This window comes from Amycolatopsis sp. NPDC114478 (genome assembly GCF_055633805.1).
The window spans coordinates 193,858-217,221 of the sequence record NZ_JBVKDO010000006.1 but is presented as its reverse complement, the minus strand read 5'-3'; the positions used below and the strand labels follow the sequence as shown (position 1 = coordinate 217,221).

Below are 23,364 nucleotides of genomic sequence, written 5' to 3'. Positions count from 1 at the left end.
ATTGACTTGACATTCGTGGATCGTCAATTCATCCTTGACAGCGTGCCGAAACACGGCCCGCTGGCCGCGGTCGGCGAAGCGGTGGAGAAGGTCCGCGACGCGGAGGCGACGCTGCGGGACGCGGTGGACGCGGCCCGGGCGGCCGGGCACACGTGGCAGGAGATCGGCAATCTCCTGGGCACCAGCCGCCAGGCCGCCTTCCAGCGGTTCGGCCGGCCGGTTGATCCGACGACGGGGGAGTCCATGACGGAGCTGAAGCCGCCGGACGTGCTTCACCGCGCCGAAGAGCTCGTGGCGGAGCTCGTCGGCTGCCAGTGGCAAGAGGTCCGCCGGGACTTCGACGACCGCATGCGCGAGGCGGTCGGCGAGGACGAGCTGAAGCTCGCCTGGGCCCAGGTGGCCGGGGCGGTCGGGCGGTACGAGCGGACGGGGGAACCGTACGCGCGGTCCATGGGTGACTACACGGTCGTCCACATGCCACTGGCCTTCGAGGCGGGCGAGCGGACCGTGCAGGTGACCTACCGGGAAGACGGCCGGGTGGCCGGGTTGTGGATCAGGCCGGCCGAAGAGTAGCCGGTGACCAAGGGGGAACGATGGAAGCACAGGGGGACGAATGAAGACAGCCATAGCGGGCGTGGTCGCGCTCTTGGCGGCACTGGTGGCCCCGGCCGCCCAAGCCGCCGAGGTGCCCACGGCGACACAACAGCTCGAGTGGGTGGTCGACGCGACCGGGCGCGTCCCGGTGCCCGACACCGAAGTCCGTGCGCACGTCGCCCAGGTGATGCTGGACGCTGTGGGCGGCCCGGCGGGAGTCAACGGCGCGCTCGGGAAGCTGGGGCCGCTCCAACTGAAACGGATCGTCACCGAGGCCCCGGACCACGTGGAAGCGGCGGTCCACGGGACCGCCGACGACTACCTGCTCGGCCTGCACGTGGACCAGGCCGGGCTGATCGACGGGCTCGCGGCGAAACCGGACGACCCGGTCCCCGCTTCGTGGCCGGAGGTCGACGCGCAGCTGGCGGCCCTCGGCGGCCGGGTGTCGTTCGGCGCGTCGGAGATCCTCCCGGACGGGCGCTGCCGGGACGTGCACGGCGTCCGCGATGACGTGCAGCGGCCGTTGGGTTCGGCGTTCAAGCTCTACGTCCTGGGCGCGCTCGGCAAAGCGGTCGCCGAGCACAAAGCGTCCTGGACCGAGCAATTGGCGATCCGGGACGACTGGAAGAGCCTGCCGTCCGGGGTGCTGCAGAACGAACCGGCCGGCACTCAGCTGCCGTTGTCCGCCTACGCCGACAAGATGATCTCGATCAGCGACAACACCGCGACCGACCACTTGATCCACCGGCTGGGGCGGGATGCCGTGCAACGGCAGCTCACCGCGTTCGGCAACCAGCGACCGGCGGCGAACATCCCGTTCCTGACCACGAAGGCGATGTTCGAGCTCAAGGCCACGCAGTACCCGGCTCGCGCCGACGCCTACCTGGCGTTGCCGCGCTGGGCGCGTCCCGCGGCGGTCGCGGGGCTGGAACGGCTTCCGCTCACCGGACTGCAGGGCTGGATGGCACCCGAGAAGATCGACGACATCGAGTGGTTCGGTTCGCCGGACGACATCTGCCGGGCGTTTTCCGGGCTGCAGAAGGAGAACCAGCCGGAGATCGAGCACGCGTTGTCGCTGAACGACGGCGGCCTCGGCCTCGACCGGGCGAAGTTCCCGGACGTCTGGTTCAAGGGCGGCAGCGAACCCGGCGTGCTGACCTTGAACTACCTGGCGCGCACGGCGGACGGCCGCTCGCTGGTCACCAGCGTGATGGTGTCGGACCCGGTGACCGCGTTGGACGAAAACCACGTGGCGGCACGGGGAATCGCCGTCGCGAAGGGCGCGGTGGCGCTCCTCGCGGCTACGCTTCGTCCGTGACGGTGAGGTGGAGCCTGACGATCGACTGCGCGGAACCCCGCGTGCTGGCGAGGTTCTGGGCGGTGGCCCTCGGCTATATCGAGCGGCCACCACCCGCGGGGTTCGCGAGCTGGGAAGACTGGTTCGCGCACCACGATGTGCCCGAGGCGGAATGGGACGACGGCGCCTACCTGAGTGATCCGGAAGGCGTGCTGCCGAACCTGAGCTTCCTCAAGGTGCCCGAGGGCAAGGTCGCCAAGAACCGCGTGCACCTGGACGTCCAGGCCGGCGGCGGCCGCGACGTTGCGTGGGAGACGCGGTGGGAGCGGGTCGTCGAGGCGGTCGCCCGCCTCACCGCGGCGGGCGCGACCGTGCTGCGCGAAGACGTGCTGGACGGTCGTCCGGACCACGTCGTGATGGCGGATCCGGAGGGCAACGAGTTCTGCGTGCTCTGAGTTGTCGATCCCGGGGCGGCGCGTTCGTGTAGGAGGTGGAGCCGGACCTGCGTGGCCACGCTCGGCGCCGGCGAGCAGCCGGACGTCGTCCCGCTCGCGTTCGAGTTCGACGGCGAGCACTTCTGGGTCGGCGGGACCGGCGCGGCCGTGGCGGCCACCCGCAAGTTCCGGAACATCGGCGACGGACGGCGGAAAGTCGCCTTGGTGGTGGACGACTTGGTGTCGCTGCAACCGTTCATCGCACGGGCGATCCGCGTGTACGGCGAGGCGGACGATCCGGTGGAACGGACCGGGTTGGTGGGCCGGGGCTGTACACGCGGATCACCCCGCGGATTTCGTGGAGCTGGAACATGGCGGGCGAGCCCGTGGGGGAGACGTGGTGCGAGCCGAGGAGGGTGGTTCATGGGTAGCTGACCGGGCCGGATGATCCAGATCACGGACGACGTCTCTGCGTTCTCGTCACATCGGCCGCCGCCGCGGGGTCTACTGCTACGACCGCGACGGAGGGAACGAGGCACGGTGGACACGCTGACCGAACGGTTCGAGCAGGAGCGGCCGCGGCTGCGCGCGGTCGCCTTCCGGATGCTCGGTTCGGCGAGCGAGGCCGACGACGCCGTCCAGGAGGCCTGGCTGCGGTTCGACCGCACCGACCTGGCTGAGGTCGAGAACGTCGGCGCGTGGCTGACGACCGTCGTAGCCCGGGTGTGCCTGTCGATGCTGCGGACGCGGCGCAACCACCGCGAGGAGCCCCTGGAGGGCCGGCCCGAGCAGGGTGAGGACCGCCGGGACCCCGAGCAGGAGGCGGAGCTGGCCGACACGGTGGGGCTGGCGCTGCTGGTCGTGCTCGACGCGCTGGCGCCGGCCGAACGGGTCGCGTTCGTGCTGCACGACATGTTCGCCGTGCCGTTCGACGAGATCGCGCCGATGCTCGACAAGACGCCGGCGGCGGCCCGCCAGCTGGCGAGCCGGGCCCGGCGGCGGGTCAAGGGCGGCTCCGCGGTGGCCGCGGACCTGCCGCGGCGGCGCAAGGTCGTCGAGGCGTTCCTGGCGGCGTCGCGCGGCGGTGACTTCGAAGCGCTGCTCGCGCTTCTCGCGCCGGACGTGGTACTGCACGCGGACCGGTTCGTCGGCCCGAGCCCCGCGCCGGTCGTGCTGCGCGGCGTCGAAAACGTGCGCAAGGGCGCGGTGCTGGCCTCCGAACGGGCCCGCGCCAGCGAGCTGGCCCTCGTGGACGGCTCGCCGGGGCTGCTGTGGTTGCGCGACGGGCGGCTGTCGGTCGTCCTGGCGTTCCGGGTCGACGGCGACCGGATCACCGGCATCGACGTCATCGCCGACCCGGAGCGGCTGCGCGGGCTGGAGCTGGCCGTCCTCGACTGAGCTGGGACCTGGGTCAGCCCAGGGCGGCGCGGAGCCGCGCGTCGCGCTCGGCCGGCGTCTGACGCGGGCAGCTCACGCACTTCGGGTTGCCGACCTCGTAGATCAGGCAGCACGAGGCGCGACGCACCGCAGGCGTCCGGCCGACGCGCACGAACCGGGGCTTCGGCAGGCCCAGGCCGATCGCGGCGACGAGCGGCTCGGCCAGGGCCATCGCGCGTTCGGGGTCGGACGTCCACAGGAGCCGGTTGCCGATCGAGTCGGTGGCGATGGCGCCGAGGGCACGCTCACGCGCCCCGGTGACGGCAGCGATCGTCGCGATGGCGGTGCCCAGCGCCGAAGCGAACGCGGCGCCCAGCTCGGGCAGCCCACCGGCGAGACGCCGGGTGGACCGGGCGCCGAGGAACCGGCCGTCGGCGAGGAGGTCGATCTCCACGGCGTCGAGCGACGGGTCGGCCGGCGCCCCGGCGACCAGACCTTCGACCGCGGGAGCCACGAGCACCGATGAGAGCGAGTACCACCAGATCGTGCCGAGCACCTCCGGCCGGGCACAGCCGTAGAGCTTGGCCGCGCCGCCGATGCGGGCGCGCACCCACTCGGCGTCTGCGAGCAGGGTCGCGGGCGCGGTCCAGTCGGGCTTCACGGCACCCAGCCTTCCAGAACGGCCGTCACAGCCGCCGGTAGGTGGAGACGGTGAAGGACACCGTCACGGCTTGAGGCTCGCTCAGCGCCTCGAGGCGGGACCGCCGGTCGCCGCGGTCGAGGTGGAAGGCGGTCGGGCCCATCTCGACGGCTTGGCGGACCTGCCGGGGCGTCAGCTCCGTCGTCCGGCGGACCTCGGTGCGGCCGGTGCGGGCGAAATACTCGCCGAGGGTGCCGTCCAGGCGCTCCTCCTTGCGCTCGTCCACCGACAGCACCAGGTCGCCCAGCTCGCGGAGGTGGTCCGGGTCCGGGGCCGCGACCGTCAGCAGGCCGCCGGGACGCAGGACGCGGTGGAACTCCGGCCCGTTGCGGGGCGCGAAGACGTTCAGCACCGCCGAGGCCACCTCGTCGCCCACCGGCCACGGCTCCCACAGGTTCCACACCGCCGCGCCCAGCCGCGGGTGGGCACGGGCCGCGCGGCGCAAGGCCACCGCGGAAACGTCCAACGCGAGACCGAACGCGGCGGGAGCCGTCTCCAGGACGTGCGCCAGGTAGTAGCCCGTTCCCGCGCCCGCGTCGATCACCAGGCCCTCGGCGTCCGCGCACACGCGGGCCAGCTCGTCCGCCAGCGGGAGGTAGGCGCCGGTGGCCAGGAAGTCCGCGCGGGCGGCGACCATCGGGGCCGTGTCCGCCGTTCCGGCCGGGATTCGCGCGTGCAACAGGTTCACGTACCCCTGGCGGGCTAGATCGAACGAGTGGCCCGATGAACAACGCAGCGTGCGATCAACACTCTTCAGTGGCGACGCGCACACCGAACAGCGCAACGCGTCGACGACCCGGGGTGGCAGTGGGTCATTCCCGTGGTCGGCTCGCGTCATGGGGCTATTCGACCACGACGTAAAGCAACCGGACACTCCAGCACACCTCCCGGGAAACCTGGCCGTAACAACCGGGCGCGGACAGTTCACGCGGGCGAAACCTCTCGCGCCGCCCCGTGAAACACCGCGCGCCAAAACTGCCATCGCACAGACCCAGGGCACGGGAGGACGATGTGCTGAACGCAGGAGACACCGCATGGGTATTGGCCAGCGCCGCGCTGGTCATGCTCATGACCCCAGGATTGGCCTTCTTCTACGGCGGCATGGTCCGCGCGAAGAGCGTCCTGAACATGCTGATGATGAACTTCATCGCGCTGGCCGTGGTGGGGGTGCTGTGGGCGCTGTACGGCTTCTCGATGTCGTTCAGCGACGACGCCTTCGGCGGGCTGGTCGGTAACTTCCACTTCGCCGGCCTCGGCGACTCGATCGGCAAGCTGGTCGGTCTAGCGACAGCCGCGAGCGGCTCGTCGCCCGCGGTCGCGTGGCCGGGCTCCGACGCGCTGCCGGTGCTCGCGTTCGTCATGTTCCAGCTGATGTTCGCCATCATCACGCCCGCGCTGATCTCCGGCGCCATCGCCGACCGCGCGAAGTTCTGGGGCTGGACGCTGTTCGTCGTCATCTGGGTGACGGTCGTGTACTTCCCGGTCGCGCACTGGGTGTTCTCGTTCGACGGCTTCACGGGCGCGAACTTCAGCGGCGGCTGGATCGCCAACAAGCTCAAGGCGTTCGACTTCGCCGGTGGTACCGCGGTCCACATCAACGCCGGTGCCGCGGGTCTCGCGCTGGCGATCGTGCTCGGCAAGCGCAAGGGCTGGCCGAAGGACACCGGACGCCCGCACAACGTGCCGTTCGTGCTGCTCGGCGCGAGCCTGCTGTGGTTCGGCTGGTACGGCTTCAACGCCGGCTCCGCGCTGGCCGCCAACGACCTCGCGGCCGTAGCGTTCACCAACACGACCGTCGCCACCGCCGCCGCCGTTCTCGGCTGGCTGATCGTGGAGCAGCTCAAGTTCGGCAAGCCGACCACGCTCGGCGCCGCGTCCGGCGCGGTCGCCGGCCTGGTCGCGATCACCCCGGCGTGTGGTTTCGTGAGCCCGCTCGGGGCCATCGCCATCGGCGTCATCGCCGGTGCGGTCTGCGCGCTGGCCATCTCGCTCAAGTTCAGGTTCGGCTTCGACGACTCGCTCGACGTCGTCGGTGTCCACCTGGTCGGCGGCATCGTCGGCACCCTGCTCATCGGATTCTTCGCCACGACCGACGCCAACAGCGCGGGCGGCAACGGCCTCTTCTACGGCGGCGGCTGGAGTCAGCTGGTCAAGCAGGCGGCGGCAGCCGGTGCGGTACTCGCGTACTCGTTCGTCCTGTCCTTCATCATCGCCTTCGTGATCAAGAAGGCGGGCGGCTTCCGCGTCAGCACCGAGGACGAGGTCACCGGTATCGACGAGGCTCAGCACGCGGAGAGCGCGTACGACTTCACCGGGTTGTCCGGCGGTGGCGCACCGTCCACCATCCCGGTCAAGACCGGCCCGGCCGCGAAACTCGAGGAGAGCAAGGCATGAAGCTCATCACGGCGATTGTCAAGCCGTTCACGCTCGACGACGTCCGCTCCGCGCTGGAGCAGCTGGGCGTGCTGGGCATGACGGTCAGTGAGGTCCAGGGCTACGGCCGGCAGAAGGGCCACACCGAGGTCTACCGCGGCGCCGAGTACTCGGTGGACTTCGTGGCCAAGCTGAAGATCGAGGTCGTCACCGACGACACCAACGTGGAGAAGGTCCTCGAGGCCATCACCACGGCCGCCCACACCGGCAAGATCGGCGACGGCAAGCTGTGGGTGACCCCGGTCGAGACGGTCATCCGGGTACGGACCGGCGAGCGCGGCACGGACGCGCTATAGGCGACTGGGAAATGGCCGACGGGGGCGAACTGGTCAAAGCCACCGAGCGTTTGCTCGAGGGCAGGCACGGGAGGCTGGGGGCGTCCGCACTGCGGGCGGCCCTGGTCGACCTCTACGAGTTCTGGCTGAGCAGGGGAGCCTCGGCGGCCGGCGTCGACACCGCGGAACCGGGTGTCGCGCTGGTCGCCGTGGGCGGGCTCGGCCGCCGGGAGCTGGTGCCGTTCTCCGATCTCGACCTGGTGCTGGTGCACAACGGCAACAGCAACGTCGGTGAGATCGCGGACGCACTCTGGTATCCCTTGTGGGACGCGAAAGTCGGGCTGGACCACTCGGTCCGCACGCCCGGCGAAGCACTGAAGGTCGCTTCGGAGGACCTTCGCACGGCGATGGGGCTGCTCGACGCCCGGCACCTTTCCGGGGACGCCGAGCTGACCGGCCGGCTGGTTTCCGCGGCGCGCGACCAGTGGCGGCGCACCGCGCGCAAGCAGATCCCGGACATGACGGCGTCGGTCCGGCAGCGCTGGAGCCGCAGCGGCGAGATCGCGCAGTCCGCCGAACCCGACCTCAAGCACGGGCGGGGCGGGCTGCGCGACTTCGCCGTCCTGGAGGCGCTGGCCGCGGCGCAGCTCACCGCGCGGCCCGGCGAAGAACTGCTGGAAGCCAAGGAACTCCTGCTCGACGTCCGCACCGAGCTGCGCCGGGAGATCCGGCGCGAACGGGACATCCTGTCCGCACCGGAGGCCGAGCTGGTCGCCGCCGAACTCGGCTTCGGTGACCGGTTCAACCTGGCGCGCAAGCTTTCCGGCGCGGGGCGCACGATCGCGTACGCCCTCGACGTCGCTCTCCGGTCCACTGTGGAGCCGCCGAAGCCGCGGTTCGGACGGCGGCCGTCGCGCACGCCGCTCGCCGAAGGCGTGGTGCTGCACGGGAACGAGGTCTCGCTGGCGCGTGACGCCGTCCCGGCGAAGGATCCCGCGCTCCTGCTGCGGGTCGCCGCCGCGTCGGCGCGCACGGGCAAGCCGATCGCGCTCGGCACGCTCAAGGCGCTCGCGGAATCGGCGCCCGAGCTGCGGGCGCCGTGGCCGCCCGACGCGCTGAACGCCCTGGTCGAGCTGCTGGGCGCGGGGGAGGGCCTGGTCGACGCGGTCGAGTCGCTCGACCGGACCGGCCTGTGGGCCCGGCTGTTCCCCGAGTGGGGGGCGGTCCGCGACCTGCCGCCGCGCTCGCCGGTGCACCAGTGGACCGTCGACCGGCACCTCATCCGCACCTGCGTCGAAGCGGCGAAGCTGACCACGACGGTGCCGCGGCCGGACCTCCTGCTGATCGGCGCGCTCCTGCACGACATCGGCAAGGGGCGCGACGCCGACCACTCCGAGCTGGGCGCCAAGATCTCCGCCCAGGTCGCGATGCGGCTCGGGCTGAGCCCGGCGGACGCGGCGACGGTGTCGGCGGTGGTCCGCCACCACCTGCTGCTGCCGCACACCGCGACGCGCCGCGACATCAGCGAGCCGGAGACGGTCTCGCGGGTGGTGAAGACCCTGGACGGCGACATCGTCCTGGTCGAGCTGCTGCACGCGCTCACCCAGGCCGACTCGCTGGCCACCGGCCCCGGCGTCTGGACGGACTGGAAGGCGCGGCTGCTCGCCCAGCTCGTCACCGGCTGCGAGGAAGTGTTGCGCGGCAAGGGGTTCACCGCACCCGAGCCGATGGACGACGAACAACGCGAGCTCGTCAAGCAAGCCGTCGCTTCGGGCAACGGCGAGATCCGGATCAGCTCCCAGGGCAAGGTGGTCACGGTGCTGCTGGCCGTGCCGGCCCGCGCGGAGCTGCTCGCCCCGGCGGCCGGCGTGCTGGCGCTGAACTCGATGGAAGTGCACTCCGCGGTCCTGCGCGGGCACGACGGCGGCCGCGCCGGGGTGTTCACGGCGTCGCCGAAGTTCGGCTCGCTGCCGGACGCGACGCTGCTGCGCGAGCAGTTCGCCCGCGCGGTCGCCGGCACGCTCCCACTCACCCAGCGCCTGGCGGCCAAGGAACGCGACTACGGCTCACCGGCTCCGGTCGCACCGAAGGTCCTCTGGTTCGACGACGAGACGAGCGGCCCCGACACGGTGGTCCTCGAACTGCGCGCCGCCGACCGGATCGGCCTGCTGTTCCGGGTCGCGGGGGCGCTGCGCCGCTGTGACGCGGAGGTCCGCTGGGCGAAGGTCTCGACGCTGGGCGGCGCGGTGGTGGACTCGTTCGCCGTGACGCCCCGGAGCGGCCGCATCGAGCCGGGCTGGCGGCGGGAAGTGGAACAGGCGATCCTGGCCGCGGCCTCCTAGCCGGGCTGCCGCGAGAACGGCTTGCGGTGCGCCCTCCGCTCGCCCCGGCTCGAACCGGGGCGAGCGGAAGCCGGACGGCGGCCTGGCCCGCCGGTGCTGCGGGGTGTGCGGACCCGCGTCATGCGCGGCCGGTTGGCGGGTGCTGCGGGGGGTGCGGACCCGCGCCATGCCCGGTCGGCTGGCGGGTGCCGCGAGGTGTGCCGACCCGCGGCAAGCCCTGCCGACGCCCCCCTTAAACCGGCGCCCCGAGCCAGCGGCGGAGCGCTTCGTCCAGGCCCGGGCCGCCGGACCACGCGACGTACCCGTCGGGCCGGACGAGCCGAGGTGCCGCCCCCTCCCGGCCCTCGACCCGCCCGGCCCAGCCCGCCGGCACCGCCGCGCCCACCAGCACGGCGCGGCCGTCGGTGCTCGCCGGGACATCCGTGGCCCGGCCGCTGATCCCCGGGTACGTCACCCCGAGGCCCGACAGCTCCGCGGCGACCGCGCGCCGCGCTTCGGGAACGGCCAGCAGCTCCGTGACGACCTCGCGGACCGCCGCCGCGTCCGGGTCCGGTACGCCGAGGACCGCCTGCGCCCTCGTGCTGACCAGCACGCGCGCCGCGATCGGGTGGCGCTCGTCGTGGTAGCTGTCGAGCAGCCCGGCCGGTGCCGTGCCGTGGACCGTCGCGGCCAGCTTCCAGCCCAGGTTCACCGCGTCCTGCAGGCCCAGGTTGAGCCCCTGGCCGCCGACCGGCAGGTGGACGTGCGCCGCGTCGCCGGCGAACAGCACGCGGCCGTGGCGGTAGCGCTCCAGCTGCCGGGACGCGTCGCCGAACCGCGACGCCCACAGCACGTCGCCCACGCGGATTTCGGGTCCGTGCGCCGCGGTCAGCGCGCGCTGCACCTCGTCGGCCGTGACCGGGGCGTCGCGGCCGAGCCGCTGCTGTTCCTCGCCGAACACGATCGTGCGGTAACGGCCCCCAGACAGCGGCAGCAGGTAGCCAGACCCCGACGAGGGCAGGGTCCAGTCGTCGGCCAGGCCGGTGGGCTTGGCGGCCAAGGTGATGTCGGCGACGACCAGCGAGATCCGCGCCGAGCTGCCGGGGAAGGCCGCGCCGAGCAGTGTCCGGACCGTGCTGTGGCCGCCGTCGGCGGCGACCAGCCAGCCGGCCCGGTGCTCGCGCCCACCCGCGGTGACCGTGACCCCCTCGTCGTCCTGCGCGACGGCGGTGACGGCCGCGTCGCGCAGCACCGGCGTGCGCAGCCGCGCCTCGATCGCCGCCGCGACGTGCGCCTGCTCCACGCCGAGCTGGTACGGGAAGCACGTCGGCAGGTCGGTGTAGTCGATCGGGACACCGGAGAAGTGCCCGGCGGGCAGCTTCGCCCGCACGTGCGGCTCGATCGCGGCGAGCAGGCCGCGGTCGGCCAGCACCTCGACCGACCGCGGCTGCAGGCCGAGGGCCTTCGACTGGGTGGCGGGCTCGGCGTCGCGCTCGAGGACCAGGACGTCGACGCCGGCGCGTTCCAGTTCGAACGCGGTCAGCAGGCCGGTCGGGCCCGCCCCGGCGACCAGGACGTCAGGCATCGAGGTTCTCCTTGCGGAGGTACCAGACGTGCCAGGCGATCAGCAGGGCCAGCGCGCCGAACCACGCCACGTTGGTGACCAGCGCGATGAGGTCGATCGGCAGCGTGTAGACGAGCACGATGTGCACCACCGCGCTGCCCAGCAGCACCGCGCCCCAGGCAGCCGTGTTGATCCGCAGGCCGCGCCGGAACCGGGCGTCGGTGTCCCAGCGGGCCGCCCACGCCTGCGCCCCTTCGGCGCCGCGCTTGACCTCGGCGATCGTGCGGCCCAGCGTCAGCTGCGCCGGCCGGCCGAGGAACACCGAGACCAGCATCCACGCACCGAACACGCCACCCAGCGCGGCGGTCCAGCCTTCGCGGATCACCAGCGTGCGCGGGTCGTCCGACAGCAGGCCGAGCACGACCGACAGCACCAGCACGCTCAGCGTGACCAGGGCGACGAGGTCGACCTTGCGGGTGCGGGCGATGGTCCACAGCACGTACGGCGCGGCCACCAGGACACCGGCCATCAGCGCCCACCACTGGCTCACGCCGGCGGCGCGCAGGCCGTAGAACAGCGCCATCGGCACGATCACTTCGAACACGACGTTCCGCACGTTGGCGCGGACGACCCGGCGCAGGCCGGCGTCGGGTTCGGTCTTCTGCTCGATCATCATGCGGATCCCCCAGCGGATTCGGGTGCGGTCGCCCGCACGTAGAGGTCGGCGAGCTCACGGCCGATGCGCGTGAGCTCGGTGGGTTCCAGCCCGGCCGCGGCCGCCGTGGCGACGACCGCGTCGAGGCCGGCGGTCAGGGCGAGCGCCGTGGTCCGGGCGTCGAGCGGCCCGAACGCGCCGGCCGCCTGCCCGGTGCGGAAGTGCTCTTCGAACAGCGCGAGCCGGCCGTTGACGGCGGCGCTCTGCGAGCCGGCGTTCTTGACGAGGTCGATGAGCGCCCGCACTTCGGTGGGGTGCTCGCCGACGAGCTCGACGTTCGACTCGACGAAGGCGCGCAGCTGAGCGACGTGCCCGACGGCGGCGTCGATGCGCGGCTGCATGAACGCCCCGGTGACCTCTTCGATCTCGGTGACGCACGCCTTGAGCAGGTCTTCCTTGCCCGCGAAGTGGTAGCTGATCATGCCGGTGCTCGACAGGCCGGCGTGCTTCGCGATCCGGCTGAACGACGCCTTGAGGTAGCCGGCTTCGGCGATCACTTCGATCGCCGCCCGCACGATCTGGGCTCGCCGGCCGGACTCGGTGAACGTTCTTGCTCGCATGAGCAAAATTTAGCTCAGTCGAGCAAATCTGACAAGTCGCCTGGTCAGCGCGGGGGAGAAGGGGTGGATCAGGCGGGCGCGGTGCCGTCGACGACCTGGTTGCGGCCCGCGTCCTTGGCTCGGTACAGGGCCTTGTCCGCGGCCTGCAGCAGCCGGTCGACGGCTGTGCCGCCGTCCGGGTAGGTCGCGACGCCGATGGAGGCCGACAGGCCGCCGATCGCGCGGATGTGGCTCCCGTCCTCGTACTCGACCCGCAGGGACTCGATCGCCGACCGGATGCGCTCGGCCACCGCCAGCACCGCCGCCGGCCCGATGTCCGGCAGCAGGACGACGAACTCCTCGCCGCCGAAGCGGCCGACCGAGTCGTAGTCGCGGACCGCGCTCTTGATCGTCGCCGCGACTGCCCGCAGCACGGTGTCGCCCGCGAGGTGCCCGTGCTCGTCGTTGATCAGCTTGAAGTAGTCCAGGTCGATCATCAGCACGCCGAACGTGCTGCGCGTGCTGCGCTGGGCGCGGGCCAGTTCGCGCGAAGCGAGCAGGTGCCACCCGGTCGTGTTGAACAGGCCCGTCTTCTCGTCCGTCGTCGCGGCGATCTCCAGCTGCTTGATCAGCACCGCCCGGTGCAGCACCAGCAGCGGCGGCACGATCGCGACGGCGAGCGCGGGCAGCGTCGCCAGCGTCAACGCCGTCAGCAGGCCCAGGCAGAGCGTCGCGACCTCGAGGAGGTTGTCGCCGAGGCCGCCGAAGAACGCCTTGATCGTGCGCTTCGTGATCGTCAGCGCGGGGACGATCGTGATCGCCGCGACCAGGAAATACGTCACCGCGGACAGGGTGATGGCCGTGACGCCGCGCCAGCCCGCCGTCAGCGCCGTGTACATGTCCGGGATGCCGAGGCGGTTCAGGACGAGCTCGGCGGAGTAGCAGGTGATGACGACGAGCGTCGCGTTCAGCGTGGTCCGGAACGGCGGGACGCGCTTCATCCGCGCGAGGCTGCGCGTCGCCAGGTGCGTGTAGAGCACGACGATCAGGGCCGTGACGAGCGCGGGCGGCAGGAGCAGCACGCCGGCGAACGTCCAGACCGACGTCAGGTTGATGTGCGGCGTGTCGGACACCAGCCGCCGGACGCGCTCGATCTTGCGGCCCAGCTCGGCCTGCAGCACGCCGAGGCACGCGAGGACGGCGAAGACGACCAGGTCCCAACGGTGCGTGGGCTCGGTGGCGGCGGACCAGACGGTGGCAACGAGCGCCACGGACTCGACGAGGAAGCAGTAGGCGATCAGCGATCCGCGCTGCTGCCAGAGGGTCCAGTGAGCAGGATTCAGCGCCCCACGGATCCGGCCCACGCGGGGTTCGGCCGGACGGGCGCCGTCCATACTCAAGGCGGTGCAACTCCCCTGGGTGATCCGACGATCCGCGTCCACTTCACCACATTGGGCGACCGCGATCGACGATTGCCACACGATCGGAGCAGCGAAGGGAGGCCGCCGCCATGCGCAACCGCGAGTCCTGACGCCCGGCCGATGTCCGCGCTACGCCGGAAGGAGGCCGTCATGCGCAACCGCGAGTCCTGAACCGCCACCCCCAGTCCCGCCGCTCGAGAGGAGATCTGCCGTGCGCAACCGCGAGTCCTGAGCCGCTGCCGTCCAGTCCCTGCGCCCGAGAGGAGCCGTGCCGTGCGCAACCGCGAGTCGTGAGATCCGACGTCCTGCTGCTCCGTGCGAGAGGAGAGCCCTGTGCGCAACCGCGAGTCCTGAGCTGCCGCCGTCCAGCCCCAGCGCCCGAGAGGAGCCGTGCCGTGCGCAATCGCGAGTCCTGAGACCACCCGCCGCCGCCACGCGCGAGAGCGAGAGGAGAGCACTGTGCGCAACCGCGAGTCCTGAGAGCCGGCACCCCGTCACTACGCGCGAGAGGAGAGCCCCGTGCGCAACCGCGAGTCCTGAACCCGCAGGTCAGCCGTCCGCACCCCCGGAAGGAGCCGCGCCGTGCGCAACCGCGAGTCCTGACCCCGCCGCCACCCAGTCCGTCCCGCACGAGAGGGGATCGTCACCATGCGCAACCGTGAGTCCTGAAGGAGCCGCCGGCCCGGGTGGGGCCGCTCAGGCGGTCGCGCCGCCGTCGACCACCAGGTCGTGCCCCACGGTGAAGGCCGCTTCGTCCGAAGCCAGCCACAGCACCGCGGCGGCCACCTCGGCGGTGGCCCCCACCCGGCCCAGCGGGATCGCTCCCTTCACCCGCTCCGCGCGATCGGCGTCCGTCTCGCCGGGGCGCCGCGACATGTCCGTGTCGGTCGCGCCCGGGCTGACCGCGTTGATGCGGACCCCCTCGGCGATGTGGTCGCGCGCCGCCGTGCGGGTCAGCGCGCTCACCGCGGCCTTCGACGCCGCGTAGGCCGCCATGTTCGGCAGCCGGCCGTGCGCGCCGATGTTGGACGCCATGTTCACGATCGCGCCGCCGCCGTGCGCCCGCATGTGCGCGACCTCGTGCTTCAGGCACAGCCAGGTCCCCGTGACGTTCGTGGCCAGCACCGCGCCGAAGGCGTCCTCGCCGAGGTCCGCGGCCGGCGCCGGCGAGCCGAGGATGCCCGCGTTGTTGAACGCGACGTGCAGCCCGCCGTGCCGCGCGACGACCGTCTCGACCAGCCGGGCCACGTCCGCCGAGTCGGTGACGTCGACCGTCACCGCGCTCGCGTCCCCGCCGATCTCGTTCACCGCGGCCGCCAGCCGCTGCTCGTCGCGCCCGGCGACGACCACCGTCGCGCCCGCCGCGGCGAACGCGCGCGCCGCTTCGCGTCCGATGCCAGAGCCGCCGCCCGTCACCAGGACGACCTTGCCCGCGAACCGTGCCCCCATCGTGTGCCTTCTTTCTGGTCCGATCAGTCTTGAATAAGCCGCATGGCCTGCGAGACGGCCGCGTCCAGCCGGCTCGCGGCGTCCGTGCCCTTGCCCAGGACGCGCAGTCCCTGGAGCACGGTGAGCAGGAACCGCGCCAGCGTTGCCGGGTCGCTGTCGTCCGGCAGTTCGCCTTGGGATCGAGCGCGTTCCAGCGCCATGGTGAGCGCGACCTCGAGGGTGTCCCAGCTGCGCTCCACCAGCCGCGCGACCTCGGGATCGTGGGGGAGCAGCTCGATCGCCGCGTTGACGACGAAGCAGCCCATCCGGCTCTCGTCACCGAGGATTTCGGCCCGGTAGCCGTCGAAAAGCCGGCGTACCGCGGCCACGCCGGAGCCCGGCCCCGACAGCTCGGCCACGACGCGGGCGTCGGTGCGCGCGGCGTACCGCTTCAACGCCGTCACGTAGAAGTCGTGCTTCGTGCCGAAGGTGGCGTACAAGCTCGCCTTCGCGACGCCGACGTGCGTGACGAGGTCGCTGACCGACGTCGCTTCGTAGCCCTGACGCCGGAAGAGCGTGAGTGCGGCGTCGCAGGCTTCGTCGACGTCGAACTCCTTGACCCGGGACATGCTCGGAACCCTACTTCTTTCGAGAACGATCGGTCAAATAAAAGCCTCGCGGTGTGTCGCCGTAGCCGACGGCGGGTGCGGTGGCACCATGGCTGCTCTGACCGGCCCGAGGGGGTGAGTGATGCACGACGTGACGCTGCCGCCGACGGTCGTCGCCACCCACCTGCGCTCCTGCGCCGAGGAGCTCGCCGCGAGCCTGCGCTGCGGCGGCCCGGGCGCCACGACCGCCGAGCTCACCGACGTCGTCGCCCACCTGATCGCCGGTCAGGAGGCCATCTCCCACGCGCTCGCCGGCCTCGCCGCCCGCGTCGAGGGCGGCACCAACGCGCTCGCCGCGGCCCCGCCCCTGGACGTCGAAGTCGTCACCGAGGTGCTCCGCGCGGCGGCCATCGCGGCCCGCTGTTCGGCCGAAGCGCTCGACGAGGTCACGCCGTCGTTCGAATGTGTGAGCGAATCCGTCGCGCCTGACACCCGTTTGTAGCTGTCGGCGCGCGAGGTCGTTTGCCTAGCCTGGAGCTGCGGAGGTGGCTCGCATGCGCGCAGTCTGGACGGGCACGATCGGGTTCGGCAGCTACGCCATTCCGGTGAAGGCGTACAGCGCGACCGAGGACCGCGAGATCCCGCTGCACCAGGTCCACGAGGCCGACGGCGGCCGCGTCCGGGTGAAGCGGGTCTGCGAGGTCGACGGCGCCGAGGTGCCGCCCGAGCAGATGGTCCGCGGATACGCCGTCCCGGGCGGTGACGTCGTGCTGCTGTCGGACCACGAGCTCGCGTCGCTGCCGATGCCCGGCCGCACGATCGCGATCCGCGGGTTCGCGCCGCTCGCCGACGTCGACCCGGTCTGGTTCGCGAAGAGCTACTACCTCGAGCCGGAGCCGGCGGGCACGAAGCCGTACGTGCTGTTCAGCGAGGCCCTGCAGCAGTCCGGGCGGATCGCGTTGGTCACCGTCGCGCTGCGCCGCCGCGAGACCCTGGGCGCGCTGCGCGTGCGTGACCAGGTGATCGTGCTGGAGACGATGCTCTGGCCGGACGAGGTGCGCGCGCCCGACTTCCCGTTCCGCCACGCCGACGTCGACATCCGGCCGGGTGAGCGCTCTGGCCGGACGAGGTGCGCGCGCCCGACTTCCCGTTCCGCCACGCCGACGTCGACATCCGGCCGGGTGAGCTCCGGCGCGCGGTGAACCTCGTCGAGGAGCTGACCGGCGAGTTCGACCCGGGCCGCTACCCCGACCGTTACCGCGAGGCGTTCCAGGCGTTGGTCCAGGCGAAGATCGACGGCGCGGAGGTCGTCCAGCCGACGGCGGCCGAACAGGCCGAGGGCGTCACGCGGCTGCTGGCGGCCCTGCAGGAGACGGCGTCCGAAGCCGAGGACGCGCGCAACGCGGCCGTGGCGAAGGCGAAAGCCGCCGCGGCGAGGGCGGCGAAGGCGCGTACGACGGCGAAGCGAGCGGCCACCCGCAACCGCACGAAGACGCCTTGAGTATTACTACCCACGGGTAATTGAGGGTTCTCCCACTGCTGGCCGGGCACGGGGCGCGGCAGACTTCGTCCTGCCAGCGGGTACCGGACCGCCGGCAGGGGGGGAGAACCGGACGGCCCCTGGGGAGGTGAGCCGTCCGGGGACCAGGGTTCCGGGGCGGGCCGACGGAGGAGCGGCCCGTTCCCGGAACCCGCATCGCACCGCGGGGAGGCGGCGCGAACGCCGAAGCCGCCGTGGAGGGATCGAGGGGTCTCCGCGGCGGCTTTAGGCGTCCGCCACCCGCAACATCAGTTCCGAGGCCAGGCTCAGCAGCTGCCGTTCGGTCGGCGAGAGCGTCGCCTCGATCGCGCCGGCCAGCCAGCGCTCGCGCCGGACGCTGTACTCGCGCAGCACCGCCAGCCCGGCCGGCGTGATGCTCACCAGCGAACGGCGCCCGTCCCGCGGGTCCGGCGTGCGCGTCACGAGCTCGCGTTCGGTCACCCACGCGAGGATCCGCGTCAGCGACTGCGGCTGCAGCCGTTCCGCCTCGGCCAGCTCGGTCGGCGTGTGCGTCCCCGCCCGGTAGAGCCTGCTCAGCACCGCCAGCACCGCCGGGCCCGGGCCGTTCGGGTCCCGCTCCGCGCGCATCCGCCAGTTCAGCCGCCCGACGCCCTCGCGGACCCGGCGGGCCAGGTCGGCCAGCTCCGGGTCCGCGCTGACCGGTGGTGCGACGTCGGGTTCGGGCTGCATGGCCCCAGGTTAGGCGGTTCCCCGGACCAGCCGGGCATAACGCCCGCCGCGCGCCAGCAGGTCGTCGTGCGTCCCGCGTTCGACGATCCGGCCCTCGTGCAGCACGACGATCTGGTCGGCGTGCTCCACAGTGGACAGCCGGTGCGCGATCGTCAGCGTCGTGCGGCCCGCGGCGAGCCGGTCGAGCTCGGCCTGCACCGAGCGTTCCGTGCGGGTGTCGAGCGCGCTGGTCGCCTCATCGAGGATGAGCACCGGCGGGTTGCGCAGCAGGATCCGCGCGATCGCCATCCGCTGCTTCTCACCGCCGGAGAAGCGGTAGCCGCGCTGGCCGACGACGGTGTCGTAGCCCTCGGGCAGCCCGGCGAGGGTGTCGTGGATGTGCGCGGCCTTCGCGGCGGCCTCGATCTCCTCGTCGGTCGCGTCCGGCTTCGCGAAGCGCAGGTTCTCGCGGACGGTGTCGTGGAACAGGTAGGTCTCCTGCGACACCATCCCGACGCCGGCGGCGAGCGAGGCCAGGGTGACGTCGCGGACGTCGGTGCCGTCGATCGTCACCGAGCCGTCGCTCACCTCGTACAGCCGCGCCACCAGGTAGGCCAGCGTCGTCTTGCCGGAACCGGTCGAGCCGACGAGCGCCGTCGTGGTCCCGGCCGGGACCTCGAGGTCGATGTCCTTCAGGGTCAGCGGGCCCTCGTCGTCGTAGCGGAACGAGACCCCGCGCATCGCGACGTCGCCGCGGCGCACTTCCAGCGTGCCGGCGCCGGGCTTGTCGCTGATCTCGACCGGCAGGTCGAGGACTTCGAAGATGCGTCCGAACAGTGCCTTCGACGTCGCCACGTTCTGCCCGATGGTCTGCATCGCGCTGGCCGGCGCGACCAGCCGGTTGAGCATGCTGGTGAACGCCACGACGGTGCCGAGCGAGATCGGGGCCGCCCCGCCGGCCAGCGCCAGCCCGGCGATCCAGTAGACCAGCGCCGGGATGACGGTCAGGCTCATCGCCCGCGACGCGATCTGCCAGCGGCCGGCCAGCGCGGCGGCGCGTTCCAGGGACGCGATCTCCCGCGACTCGGCGCCGAACCGCTCGCGCATCGCCCGTTCGTTGCCCATCGTCTTGGCGAGCAGCACGCCGGTGACCGACAGGGACTCCTCGACCATCGTCGTCAGCCGGGCCATCCGCCGGGTCCGGCCGCGCGCGAGGTTCCGCCGCTTCTTGCCCAGCCGCAGCGTGAACAGCAGGAACAGCGGGACGACGATCAGCGAGAGCGCCGCGAGCTGCCAGTCGAGCAGGATCAGAGCCACCGTGATGGCGGTCGTCGTCGTCAGGTTCTGCACCATCGACCCGGCGGTCGTGGTGATGACGTTGTCGACGCCGCCGATGTCGTTGAAGACCCGCGAGAGCACTTCGCCGCTCTTCGTCCGGGTGAAGAAGCCGAGCGACATCCGCTGCAGGTGGCCGTAGACCGCCACGCGCAGCTCGTTCATCACGCGCTGCCCGATCGTGTTGGACAGCCCGGTGGTGGCCACGCCCAGCGACGCGCTGCCGACCGCGCAGGCGATCATCCCGCCGGCCAGCAGGCTCAGCAGCAGCGTGTCGCGGTGGGGGAGGGCGTCGTCGAGGATCTCGCGCAGCAGGAACGGCGAGGCGACGCCGAGCCCGGCCTGCACGACGATCAGCGCGAACAGCGCGGCGAGGGGCCGGCGGTGGGCGCGGAAGAGGCCGGCGATCCGCCGGAGGGGCACCGGCTCGTCGGTGTCGGCGGCCGGTTCGGCGAGCGACGGCCGGGGTCTGGTCGCAGAGGTCATACACACATGTTTACTTATCTGTTGAGGGATGGCCAATAAATTTCCGGAAACTCCCGGAAAAGTAGTACGCATGCGCTTATAAGGTGCGTGTACCCGTGAGGCCGAGGAGCCGGAGCGACTACCCTCGGGAGGGCCGGCCTTGTCCGGCGCGCCACTCTCGACCCAGCTGGAGCGTGCACACCCGTGTTCGACACCCTGTCCGATCGGCTCACCGCCGCCCTGCAGACGCTCACGCGCAAGGGGAAGCTGTCCGACGCCGACATCGACGCCACCGCGCGCGAGATCCGGATCGCGCTGCTGGAGGCCGACGTCGCCCTCGGCGTGGTCAAGACCTTCATCGCGAAGATCAAGGAGCGGGCGAAGGGCGCCGAGGTCTCCCAGGCCCTCAACCCCGCGCAGCAGGTCATCAAGATCGTCAACGAGGAGCTCGTCGGCATCCTCGGCGGTGAGACGCGCCGGCTGAACCTGGCCAAGAACCCGCCGACCGTGATCATGCTCGCCGGTCTGCAGGGTGCCGGTAAGACGACGCTCGCCGGCAAGCTCGCGCTCTGGCTGAAGAAGCAGGGCCACACGCCGATGCTGGTCGCCTGCGACCTCCAGCGCCCGAACGCCGTCACGCAGCTGCAGGTCGTCGGCGAGCGCGCCGGCGTCGTCACCTTCGCGCCCGAGCCGGGCAACGGCGTCGGCGACCCGGTCGACGTCGCCCGCCGCGCCATCGCCGAGGCCAAGCACGCGCAGCACGACGTCGTCGTGGTCGACACCGCGGGCCGCCTGGGTGTCGACGAAGAGCTGATGAAGCAGGCCGCGGACATCCGCGACGCGGTGAGCCCCGACGAGGTCCTGTTCGTCGTCGACGCGATGATCGGCCAGGACGCCGTGACCACGGCCCAGGCGTTCCAGGACGGCGTCGGCTTCTCCGGCGTCGTGCTCACCAAGCTCGACGGCGACGCCCGCGGTGGTGCCGCGCTGAGCGTCCGCGAGATCACCGGCCAGCCGATCCTCTTCGCCTCCAACGGCGAGAAGCTCGAGGACTTCGACACCTTCCACCCGGACCGGATGGCGTCGCGGATCCTCGGCATGGGTGACGTGCTCACCCTGATCGAGCAGGCCGAGCAGGCGTTCGACCAGAACCAGGCCGAGAAGGCCGCGGCGAAGCTGTCCAGCGGCCAGCTCACCCTGGAGGACTTCCTCGAGCAGATGCTCGCGGTCCGCAAGATGGGCCCGATCGGCAACCTGCTCGGCATGCTCCCGGGTGCCGGCCAGATGAAGGACCAGCTCGCCCAGGTCGACGACAAGCACCTGGACAGGCTGCAGGCGATCATCCGCGGCATGACCCCGGCCGAGCGCGAAGACCCGAAGATGATCAACGGCTCGCGCCGGCTGCGCATCGCGAACGGGTCGGGCGTCACCGTCCGCGAGGTCAACGACCTGGTCAACCGGTTCTTCGAGGCCCGCAAGATGATGGCCCAGATGGCCGGCCGGTTCGGTTTCGGCGGCGGGGGCGGCTCGAAGTCGCGCAAGGGCAAGAAGGGCAAGAAGGGCCGCGGCCCGACGCAGCCCAAGGTCCGCGGCGGCTTCCCCGGCGGCATGCCGATGCTGCCCCCGGGCGGGCAGATGCCGGGCGGCATGCCCGACCTCTCGCAGCTGGGCGGCATGAACGACGTCCCGGGCTTCGACCCGTCGAAGTTCAAGCTGCCGAAGAACCCCAAGGACAATTGAGCATCGCGTCGGGGAAAACTCTGCACGCCGCCGGGGTGGTCCTGCCCGGCGGCGAGTCCCGTGAACTGTGGATCACCGGCGGCCGGATCTCGTTCGAGCCGGTGCCGGACGCCGAGACGCTGGGCCGGGACGTCTTCCTGGTGCCGGGTCTGGTCGACGCGCACTGCCACCCCGGCATCGGCGTCGGCGGCCCGGTCTCGCTCGAAGAGGCGACCGAGCAGGCGCTCACCGATCGCGCCGCGGGGACGCTGCTGATCCGCGACTGCGGGCTGCCGATCGACGTCCGGCCGCTGCAGGAGCGGGCGGACCTGCCGACGATCATCCGAGCCGGCCGGCACCTGGCGCTGGCCAAGCGGTACATCCCCGGCCTCGGCGTCGAGCTGGAAGACGCCTCGCAGCTGCCGGACGCCGTCGCCGAGCAGGCGCGGGACGGCGACGGCTGGGTCAAGCTCGTCGGCGACTGGATCGATCGCGGCGTGGGGGACCTCGCGCCGCTGTGGCCGGACGACGTCCTGGCCGAAGCCGTCAAGGTCGCGCACGAGAACGGCGCCCGCGTCACCGCGCACGTGTTCGGCGAAGCCGCGCTGCCCGGCCTGATCGCGTCCGGCATCGACTGCCTCGAACACGGCACCGGCCTGAGCGGCGACCAGCTCGCCGAACTGGCGCGCCACGACGTCGCGCTGGTCCCGACGCTGATCAACATCGACAACTTCCCGGGCATCGCGGACAAGGCCGGCAAGTACCCGGTGTACGCGGACCACATGCGGGCGCTGCACGCCGGCGTCGGCGAGATGGTCGCGACGGCGATCGAAGCGGGCGTACGCGTCTTCGCGGGCAGCGACGCGGGCGGCATGGTCGAGCACGGCAGGCTCGTCGACGAGATCGAGGCGCTGCACCGCGCGGGCATGACCCGCGAGGCGGCGCTGGCGAGCGCGTCCTGGGCCGCCCGCGACTGGCTCGGCCACCCAAGCATCGCGGACGGCGCGCCCGCCGACCTGCTCGTCTACGCGAGCGACCCCCGCGAGGACCTGGGCGTCCTGCGGCACCCGGAGCACATCGTGCTCGGCGGTGTCGTGTACGCGTGACCCCCGCTGTTTTCCTTGTGGGGTCGGCACTTTAGCGTTGGCCCTGTGACGGACGACGACGGCGCACGGCGCGTGCTGGGTGCGCATTGGTGTTTCGTGGCGTTCTTCGCGGGGATCGCCGGCTACTACCTGATCAACCTCGTGATCGCCGCGGCGGTCAACCGCAACGTCGGCGAGTTCGACCCCCTCGAGCTGCACGACATCGGCCCGCTGCTGCTCCTGGCGTTCGTGCCCAACCTGCTGCTCGGCCTCGGCCCGGCGGCGGGCTCGTGGCACTGGGGCGAGGGCCTGCGCGCCGACTTCGGGCTGAAGCCGACCTGGCGCGACGTCCGGATCGGCCTCGCCTGCGGCGCGCTCGCGCTGGTCGTCGGCTACGGGCTCAACCTCGTGCTGATCGCCGTCTACGGCGCCGACGACGTCTCCGACAGCCCGCTGACCGACCTCGCCGACACCTTCGACGGCGACACGGTCTGGCTGGTGCTCGCCGCGGTGATCGTCATCGCGGGCGCGCCGATCACCGAGGAACTGCTGGTCCGCGGCACGCTGTGGAAGGCTCTGGCGTTCCACCGGGTCCCGCCGTGGGTGGTGCTCTTGGTCACGTCGGTGGTGTTCGCCCAGCTGCACGGCGAGCCGACGCGCACGATCGCGCTCATCGGCCAGGGCATGGCGATCGGGCTGGCCCGGCACCTGTCCGGCCGGGTGAGCGCCGGGGTGATCGCGCACGCGGCCAACAACCTGCCGCCCGCGGTGCTGCTGTTCGTCGCGCACTGAGTGTTGCGAAGATCGTGGACAGTAGTCGGACGGATACTGTGCGATCACATTGC

General features: G+C 72.0%; 25 protein-coding genes. 14 read left to right on the top strand and 11 right to left on the bottom strand.

Features of this window, described 5'->3' with window-relative positions:
• The first annotated feature begins 42 nt into the window (after nt 1-42).
• From ACZ7OH_RS19575 to ACZ7OH_RS19555, 5 genes are all read left to right on the top strand, one after another.
• Nucleotides 43-573, top strand: coding sequence for a DUF3887 domain-containing protein (locus tag ACZ7OH_RS19575; protein ID WP_470282047.1), 531 nt, complete (start codon nt 43-45; stop codon nt 571-573).
• 40 nt (nt 574-613) lie between these two features.
• Nucleotides 614-1,912 (top strand): serine hydrolase, encoded by a 1,299-nt coding sequence (locus ACZ7OH_RS19570; RefSeq protein WP_470282046.1) that lies wholly within the window; start codon nt 614-616, stop codon nt 1,910-1,912.
• Nucleotides 1,909-2,346: a VOC family protein gene (locus ACZ7OH_RS19565; protein WP_400903670.1), complete on the top strand. Its 438-nt coding sequence runs from the start codon at nt 1,909-1,911 to the stop codon at nt 2,344-2,346. The genes ACZ7OH_RS19570 and ACZ7OH_RS19565 overlap by 4 nt, the downstream gene beginning before the upstream one ends.
• A 51-nt stretch (nt 2,347-2,397) precedes the next feature.
• Nucleotides 2,398-2,760: a PNPOx family protein gene (locus ACZ7OH_RS19560; protein WP_470282045.1), complete on the top strand. Its 363-nt coding sequence runs from the start codon at nt 2,398-2,400 to the stop codon at nt 2,758-2,760.
• 105 nt (nt 2,761-2,865) lie between these two features.
• A complete protein-coding gene (locus ACZ7OH_RS19555) occupies nt 2,866-3,723 on the top strand; it encodes a sigma-70 family RNA polymerase sigma factor (protein ID WP_470282044.1) in 858 nt (285 codons plus the stop codon).
• 13 nt (nt 3,724-3,736) lie between these two features.
• Here the strand turns inward: ACZ7OH_RS19555 and ACZ7OH_RS19550 are convergent, their stop codons facing one another.
• Genes ACZ7OH_RS19550 through ACZ7OH_RS19540 form a run of 3 tightly spaced genes read right to left on the bottom strand, consistent with a single transcriptional unit; the run spans nt 3,737 to nt 5,472 of the window.
• A complete protein-coding gene (locus ACZ7OH_RS19550; RefSeq protein WP_470282043.1) occupies nt 3,737-4,363 on the bottom strand; it encodes a (2Fe-2S)-binding protein in 627 nt (208 codons plus the stop codon).
• Between the two features lie 25 nt (nt 4,364-4,388).
• A complete protein-coding gene (locus ACZ7OH_RS19545; protein ID WP_470282042.1) occupies nt 4,389-5,240 on the bottom strand; it encodes a putative RNA methyltransferase in 852 nt (283 codons plus the stop codon).
• Between the two features lie 4 nt (nt 5,241-5,244).
• The gene (locus tag ACZ7OH_RS19540) at nt 5,245-5,472 is read right to left on the bottom strand and encodes a hypothetical protein (protein WP_400904058.1); all 228 of its coding nucleotides are present in this window, start codon (nt 5,470-5,472) and stop codon (nt 5,245-5,247) included.
• On the opposite strand from ACZ7OH_RS19540, the gene ACZ7OH_RS19535 reads away from it, so the two are divergent.
• Genes ACZ7OH_RS19535 through ACZ7OH_RS19525 form a run of 3 tightly spaced genes read left to right on the top strand, consistent with a single transcriptional unit; the run spans nt 5,414 to nt 9,452 of the window.
• On the top strand, nt 5,414-6,796 hold the full coding sequence (locus tag ACZ7OH_RS19535) for an ammonium transporter (RefSeq protein WP_470282041.1): 1,383 nt from the start codon (nt 5,414-5,416) through the stop codon (nt 6,794-6,796). The genes ACZ7OH_RS19540 and ACZ7OH_RS19535 overlap by 59 nt on opposite strands.
• A complete protein-coding gene (locus tag ACZ7OH_RS19530; RefSeq protein ID WP_086855863.1) occupies nt 6,793-7,131 on the top strand; it encodes a P-II family nitrogen regulator in 339 nt (112 codons plus the stop codon). Before ACZ7OH_RS19535 ends, ACZ7OH_RS19530 begins: the two co-directional genes overlap by 4 nt.
• 11 nt (nt 7,132-7,142) lie before the next feature.
• Nucleotides 7,143-9,452 (top strand): [protein-PII] uridylyltransferase, encoded by a 2,310-nt coding sequence (locus ACZ7OH_RS19525; protein WP_470282040.1) that lies wholly within the window; start codon nt 7,143-7,145, stop codon nt 9,450-9,452.
• Nucleotides 9,453-9,684: 232 nt separating this feature from the next.
• On the opposite strand, the gene ACZ7OH_RS19520 is transcribed toward ACZ7OH_RS19525, so the two are convergent.
• The 6 genes from ACZ7OH_RS19520 to ACZ7OH_RS19495 form a co-directional block, all read right to left on the bottom strand.
• A complete protein-coding gene (locus ACZ7OH_RS19520) occupies nt 9,685-11,016 on the bottom strand; it encodes an FAD-dependent oxidoreductase (RefSeq protein ID WP_470282039.1) in 1,332 nt (443 codons plus the stop codon).
• Nucleotides 11,009-11,671 (bottom strand): VC0807 family protein, encoded by a 663-nt coding sequence (locus ACZ7OH_RS19515; RefSeq protein WP_470282038.1) that lies wholly within the window; start codon nt 11,669-11,671, stop codon nt 11,009-11,011. The genes ACZ7OH_RS19520 and ACZ7OH_RS19515 overlap by 8 nt, the downstream gene beginning before the upstream one ends.
• Nucleotides 11,668-12,270 (bottom strand): TetR/AcrR family transcriptional regulator, encoded by a 603-nt coding sequence (locus ACZ7OH_RS19510; protein WP_470282037.1) that lies wholly within the window; start codon nt 12,268-12,270, stop codon nt 11,668-11,670. The genes ACZ7OH_RS19515 and ACZ7OH_RS19510 overlap by 4 nt, the downstream gene beginning before the upstream one ends.
• A gap of 68 nt (nt 12,271-12,338) precedes the next feature.
• The gene (locus ACZ7OH_RS19505; protein ID WP_470282248.1) at nt 12,339-13,643 is read right to left on the bottom strand and encodes a GGDEF domain-containing protein; all 1,305 of its coding nucleotides are present in this window, start codon (nt 13,641-13,643) and stop codon (nt 12,339-12,341) included.
• Nucleotides 13,644-14,366: 723 nt separating this feature from the next.
• Nucleotides 14,367-15,119 carry a glucose 1-dehydrogenase gene (locus tag ACZ7OH_RS19500; protein ID WP_470282036.1) on the bottom strand — a complete coding sequence of 251 codons (753 nt, stop codon included), beginning with the start codon at nt 15,117-15,119 and terminating at the stop codon, nt 14,367-14,369.
• A gap of 23 nt (nt 15,120-15,142) precedes the next feature.
• A complete protein-coding gene (locus ACZ7OH_RS19495; protein WP_470282035.1) occupies nt 15,143-15,727 on the bottom strand; it encodes a TetR/AcrR family transcriptional regulator in 585 nt (194 codons plus the stop codon).
• A 121-nt stretch (nt 15,728-15,848) separates the two neighbouring features.
• On the opposite strand from ACZ7OH_RS19495, the gene ACZ7OH_RS19490 reads away from it, so the two are divergent.
• The 3 genes from ACZ7OH_RS19490 to ACZ7OH_RS19480 are packed head-to-tail and all read left to right on the top strand — an operon-like array spanning nt 15,849 to nt 17,207.
• On the top strand, nt 15,849-16,208 hold the full coding sequence (locus ACZ7OH_RS19490) for a hypothetical protein (RefSeq protein WP_470282034.1): 360 nt from the start codon (nt 15,849-15,851) through the stop codon (nt 16,206-16,208).
• A gap of 52 nt (nt 16,209-16,260) precedes the next feature.
• A complete protein-coding gene (ku, locus tag ACZ7OH_RS19485; RefSeq protein WP_470282033.1) occupies nt 16,261-16,908 on the top strand; it encodes a non-homologous end joining protein Ku in 648 nt (215 codons plus the stop codon).
• Complete coding sequence (locus tag ACZ7OH_RS19480; protein ID WP_470282032.1) at nt 16,905-17,207, top strand: hypothetical protein; 303 nt, start codon at nt 16,905-16,907, stop codon at nt 17,205-17,207. The genes ku and ACZ7OH_RS19480 overlap by 4 nt, the downstream gene beginning before the upstream one ends.
• A 264-nt stretch (nt 17,208-17,471) precedes the next feature.
• Here ACZ7OH_RS19480 and ACZ7OH_RS19475 read toward each other — a convergent pair whose 3' ends face one another.
• Nucleotides 17,472-17,936 carry a MarR family winged helix-turn-helix transcriptional regulator gene (locus tag ACZ7OH_RS19475; protein WP_400903694.1) on the bottom strand — a complete coding sequence of 155 codons (465 nt, stop codon included), beginning with the start codon at nt 17,934-17,936 and terminating at the stop codon, nt 17,472-17,474.
• Nucleotides 17,937-17,945: 9 nt separating this feature from the next.
• On the bottom strand, nt 17,946-19,736 hold the full coding sequence (locus ACZ7OH_RS19470) for an ABC transporter ATP-binding protein (RefSeq protein ID WP_470282031.1): 1,791 nt from the start codon (nt 19,734-19,736) through the stop codon (nt 17,946-17,948).
• Between the two features lie 183 nt (nt 19,737-19,919).
• Between ACZ7OH_RS19470 and ffh the strand changes: the two genes are divergently transcribed.
• The 3 genes from ffh to ACZ7OH_RS19455 are packed head-to-tail and all read left to right on the top strand — an operon-like array spanning nt 19,920 to nt 23,311.
• Nucleotides 19,920-21,455 (top strand): signal recognition particle protein, encoded by a 1,536-nt coding sequence (gene ffh / locus ACZ7OH_RS19465; protein ID WP_400903697.1) that lies wholly within the window; start codon nt 19,920-19,922, stop codon nt 21,453-21,455.
• Nucleotides 21,456-21,457: 2 nt separating this feature from the next.
• On the top strand, nt 21,458-22,540 hold the full coding sequence (locus tag ACZ7OH_RS19460; RefSeq protein WP_470282247.1) for an amidohydrolase family protein: 1,083 nt from the start codon (nt 21,458-21,460) through the stop codon (nt 22,538-22,540).
• Nucleotides 22,541-22,585: 45 nt separating this feature from the next.
• On the top strand, nt 22,586-23,311 hold the full coding sequence (locus ACZ7OH_RS19455; protein WP_470282030.1) for a lysostaphin resistance A-like protein: 726 nt from the start codon (nt 22,586-22,588) through the stop codon (nt 23,309-23,311).
• Nucleotides 23,312-23,364: the final 53 nt, after the last annotated feature.